At 57.6% G+C, this 5397-nt stretch carries 3 rRNA genes; all 3 read right to left on the bottom strand.

Going from position 1 to position 5397, the window contains the following annotated elements:
* Positions 1-8: 8 nt before the first annotated feature.
* The 3 genes from rrf to C5N14_RS31370 all read right to left on the bottom strand — a co-directional run bounded on the left by rrf (position 9) and on the right by C5N14_RS31370 (position 5209).
* Positions 9-125: ribosomal RNA gene (gene rrf, locus C5N14_RS31380) — 5S ribosomal RNA — on the bottom strand.
* Positions 126-210: 85 nt separating this feature from the next.
* Positions 211-3317: ribosomal RNA gene (locus tag C5N14_RS31375) — 23S ribosomal RNA — on the bottom strand.
* A 377-nt stretch (positions 3318-3694) separates the two neighbouring features.
* Positions 3695-5209, bottom strand: a 16S ribosomal RNA gene (locus tag C5N14_RS31370).
* Together the 16S, 23S and 5S rRNA genes form the textbook arrangement of a ribosomal RNA operon.
* Positions 5210-5397: the final 188 nt, after the last annotated feature.

The raw sequence follows: 5397 nt of genomic DNA, 5'->3' as shown, positions 1-5397 counted from the left end.
GAAAGAATGTCCGGCGGTGTCCTACTCTCCCACACCCTCCCGAGTGCAGTACCATCGGCGCTGGAGGGCTTAGCTTCCGGGTTCGGAATGTAACCGGGCGTTTCCCCTCCGCCATGACCGCCGTAACTCTATCGACATATCAAACAACACCAACACAACTGGTCTGTTGTTCATTTGCCGAGAGTTGCACAGTGGACGCGTAGCAGCTTAGTAATCAAGTCCTCGGCCTATTAGTACCGGTCAACTCAACCCGTTACCGAGCTTACATCTCCGGCCTATCAACCCAGTCGTCTAGCTGGGGGCCTTACCCCCTCAAAGAGGGGTGGGATACCTCATCTTGAAGCAGGCTTCCCGCTTAGATGCTTTCAGCGGTTATCCCTTCCGAACGTAGCCAACCAGCCGTGCCCCTGGCGGGACAACTGGCACACCAGAGGTTCGTCCGTCCCGGTCCTCTCGTACTAGGGACAGCCCTTCTCAAGTATCCTACGCGCACGGCGGATAGGGACCGAACTGTCTCACGACGTTCTAAACCCAGCTCGCGTACCGCTTTAATGGGCGAACAGCCCAACCCTTGGGACCTGCTACAGCCCCAGGATGCGACGAGCCGACATCGAGGTGCCAAACCATCCCGTCGATATGGACTCTTGGGGAAGATCAGCCTGTTATCCCCGGGGTACCTTTTATCCGTTGAGCGACACCGCTTCCACTCGCAAGTGCCGGATCACTAGTCCCGACTTTCGTCCCTGCTCGACCTGTCAGTCTCACAGTCAAGCTCCCTTGTGTACTTGCACTCAACACCTGATTGCCAACCAGGCTGAGGGAACCTTTGGGCGCCTCCGTTACCCTTTAGGAGGCAACCGCCCCAGTTAAACTACCCACCAGACACTGTCCCTGAACCGGATAACGGCCCGAAGTTAGATACCCAAATCAACCAGAGTGGTATTTCAAGATTGCCTCCACCCATACTGGCGTATAGACTTCACCGGCTCCCACCTATCCTACACAAGCTAATTCGGATACCAATGTCAAGCTATAGTAAAGGTCCCGGGGTCTTTCCGTCCTGCCGCGCGTAACGAGCATCTTTACTCGTAATGCAATTTCGCCGGGCCTGTGGTTGAGACAGTGGGGAAGTCGTTACGCCATTCGTGCAGGTCGGAACTTACCCGACAAGGAATTTCGCTACCTTAGGATGGTTATAGTTACCACCGCCGTTTACTGGCGCTTAAGTTCTCCGCTTCGCCCCGAAGAGCTAACAGGTCCCCTTAACGTTCCAGCACCGGGCAGGCGTCAGTCCATATACATCGAATTACTTCTTCGCATGGACCTGTGTTTTTAGTAAACAGTCGCTTCCCCCTGCTCTCTGCGGCCATACAACGCTCCACCCGCAAGGGGCTTCACGTCTCCGGCCCCCCTTCTCCCTAAGTTACGGGGGCAATTTGCCGAGTTCCTTAACCACAGTTCGCCCGATCGCCTCGGTATTCTCTACCTGACCACCTGTGTCGGTTTGGGGTACGGGCCGCTAAGAACTCGCTAGAGGCTTTTCTCGGCAGCATAGGATCACTGACTTCACCTGAATCGGCTCGGCATCACGTCTCAGCCACATGTGTTGCGGATTTGCCTACAACACGGCCTACACGCTTACCCCGGCACAACCACCGGCCGGGATCAGCTACCTTCCTGCGTCACCCCATCGCTTGACTACTACCCGCCAGGTTCCCACGCTCCCCCAGATCAGTCCGAAGACCTCACCAAGATCGGATGGTTAGCACAACGAAGTTCATCAGGGACGCTCTTTCGCGGGTACGGGAATATCAACCCGTTGTCCATCGACTACGCCTCTCGGCCTCGCCTTAGGTCCCGACTCACCCAGGGCGGATTAGCCTGGCCCTGGAACCCTTGGTCATCCGGCGGAAGGGTTTCTCACCCTTCTTTCGCTACTCATGCCTGCATTCTCACTCGTGCCGCGTCCACAACTGGGTCACCCCGCTGCTTCACCCCCGGCACGACGCTCCCCTACCCATCCACACACCTGCACGCACCATCAAGGGCACGCGAGATTAAAATGTGAATGCCACAGCTTCGGCGGTGTGCTTGAGCCCCGCTACATTGTCGGCGCGGAACCACTTGACCAGTGAGCTATTACGCACTCTTTAAAGGGTGGCTGCTTCTAAGCCAACCTCCTGGTTGTCTATGCGACCCCACATCCTTTTCCACTTAGCACACGCTTAGGGGCCTTAGCTGGTGATCTGGGCTGTTTCCCTCTCGACTACGAAGCTTATCCCCCGCAGTCTCACTGCCGCGCTCTCACTTACCGGCATTCGGAGTTTGGCTGATTTCGGTAAGCTTGTGGGCCCCCTAGACCATCCAGTGCTCTACCTCCGGCAAGAAACACGCGACGCTGCACCTAAATGCATTTCGGGGAGAACCAGCTATCACGGAGTTTGATTGGCCTTTCACCCCTAACCACAGGTCATCCCCCAACTTTTCAACGTTGGTGGGTTCGGCCCTCCACGCGGTCTTACCCGCGCTTCAGCCTGCCCATGGCTAGATCACTCCGCTTCGGGTCTAGGACACGCGACTGAACGCCCTATTCAGACTCGCTTTCGCTACGGCTCCCCCACACGGGTTAACCTCGCCACATGCCACTAACTCGCAGGCTCATTCTTCAAAAGGCACGCCGTCACCCCGCAAGGCTCCGACGGATTGTAGGCGAACGGTTTCAGGTACTATTTCACTCCCCTCCCGGGGTACTTTTCACCATTCCCTCACGGTACTCGTCCGCTATCGGTCACCAGGAAGTATTTAGGCTTACCAGGTGGTCCTGGCAGATTCACGGCAGATTACAGGGGTCCGCCGCTACTCGGGAACACCCACAGAAGACCAGCCACTTTCACCTACCGGACTCTCACCGCCTACGGTCAGCCATTCCAGACTGTTCGGCTAGCAACTGGCTTTATAACTTCTCGAATGCATGTCAGTACACTCAGCAGGGTCCCACAACCCCGACCACGCAACCCCTGACAGGTATCACACGCAACCGGTTTAGCCTACATCCGCTTTCGCTCGCCACTACTCACGGAATCACTCTTGTTTTCTCTTCCTACGGGTACTGAGATGTTTCACTTCCCCGCGTTCCCTCCACACACCCTATGCATTCAGGTGCGGGTGACATCACATGACTGATGCCAGGTTTCCCCATTCGGACACCCTGGGATCACAGCTCGGTTGACAGCTCCCCCAGGCCTATCGCGGCCTCCCACGTCCTTCATCGGCTCCTGGTGCCAAGGCATCCACCGTTCGCCCTTGACAACTTGACCACAAAGATGCTCGCGTCCACTGTGCAATTCTCAACAAACGACCAACCCACAACCCCACAGCCCCACACCAAACCCGACAACCGCCGGCGGTATGCGAGACCAGGCCATGCCTGGCAGACTCCCGAAGCACACAACCTCGGACCAGTCTCTGAAACAACAACCAACGGTTGTTCCTTCAGGACCCAACAGGGTGCTCTACGCCATCCCCCAGCCGCACCAAGAGCAAACCGTTCCCACCACCCCAAAAGGCAGCTGTACTAGACGCCCCGGCCGTTGCCGAAGAAAAACTCACCAGTGTCTCCGCCATCCGAGCACCCCACCACCACATCCGGGCAGCGCGGGCTCCTTACCGACTTTCATCGGAAGGTGCTCCTTAGAAAGGAGGTGATCCAGCCGCACCTTCCGGTACGGCTACCTTGTTACGACTTCGTCCCAATCGCCAGCCCCACCTTCGACGGCTCCCTCCACAAGGGTTGGGCCACCGGCTTCGGGTGTTGCCGACTTTCGTGACGTGACGGGCGGTGTGTACAAGGCCCGGGAACGTATTCACCGCAGCGTTGCTGATCTGCGATTACTAGCGACTCCGACTTCACGGGGTCGAGTTGCAGACCCCGATCCGAACTGAGACCGGCTTTTTGGGATTCGCTCCACCTCACGGTATCGCAGCCCATTGTACCGGCCATTGTAGCATGCGTGAAGCCCTGGACATAAGGGGCATGATGACTTGACGTCATCCCCACCTTCCTCCGAGTTGACCCCGGCAGTCTTCGATGAGTCCCCGCCATAACGCGCTGGCAACATCGAACGAGGGTTGCGCTCGTTGCGGGACTTAACCCAACATCTCACGACACGAGCTGACGACAGCCATGCACCACCTGTGACCGCCCCCGAAGGACCCCACATCTCTGTGAGTTTTGCGGCCATGTCAAACCCAGGTAAGGTTCTTCGCGTTGCATCGAATTAATCCGCATGCTCCGCCGCTTGTGCGGGCCCCCGTCAATTCCTTTGAGTTTTAGCCTTGCGGCCGTACTCCCCAGGCGGGGCGCTTAATGCGTTAGCTGCGGCACAGGGAACCGGAGAGGCCCCCCACACCTAGCGCCCAACGTTTACAGCGTGGACTACCAGGGTATCTAATCCTGTTCGCTCCCCACGCTTTCGCTCCTCAGCGTCAGTATCGGCCCAGAGACCCGCCTTCGCCACCGGTGTTCCTCCTGATATCTGCGCATTTCACCGCTACACCAGGAATTCCAGTCTCCCCTACCGAACTCTAGCCTGCCCGTATCGACTGCAGGCCCGCAGTTGAGCTGCGGGTTTTCACAGTCGACGCGACAAGCCGCCTACGAGCTCTTTACGCCCAATAAATCCGGACAACGCTCGCACCCTACGTCTTACCGCGGCTGCTGGCACGTAGTTGGCCGGTGCTTCTTCTGCAGGTACCGTCACTTACGCTTCGTCCCTGCTGAAAGAGGTTTACAACCCGAAGGCCGTCATCCCTCACGCGGCGTCGCTGCATCAGGCTTCCGCCCATTGTGCAATATTCCCCACTGCTGCCTCCCGTAGGAGTCTGGGCCGTGTCTCAGTCCCAGTGTGGCCGGTCGCCCTCTCAGGCCGGCTACCCGTCGTCGCCTTGGTAGGCCATCACCCCACCAACAAGCTGATAGGCCGCGAGCCCATCCCAGGCCGAAAAACTTTCCACCCCCAACCATGCGGTCAGAAGTCTTATCCGGTATTAGCCCCCGTTTCCGAGGGTTATCCCAAAGCCTAGGGCAGGTTGCTCACGTGTTACTCACCCGTTCGCCGCTCGAGTACCCCGAAGGGCCTTTCCGCTCGACTTGCATGTGTTAAGCACGCCGCCAGCGTTCGTCCTGAGCCAGGATCAAACTCTCCAACAAAAACTTGTTGAAAAACTGTCCCGACAACAAAAGTGTTGCCAAAGGAATCCCAACCAACCGAGCAAAAGCCCGACCAGTCCGGGGTATAAATCAATTTGGCACTGGCTTATCAAGCACCCTGTTGAGTTCTCAAAGAACAACCACACACCATCCGGCGAATCCCACCCAGTGGAACCCCCATCCGGGGC

The sequence above is a fragment of the Micromonospora sp. MW-13 genome, assembly GCF_003434305.1.
Lineage (GTDB): Bacteria > Actinomycetota > Actinomycetes > Mycobacteriales > Micromonosporaceae > Micromonospora.
Note: the sequence above shows the minus strand (reverse complement) of the source record. Positions and strands in the feature narration are given on the sequence as shown.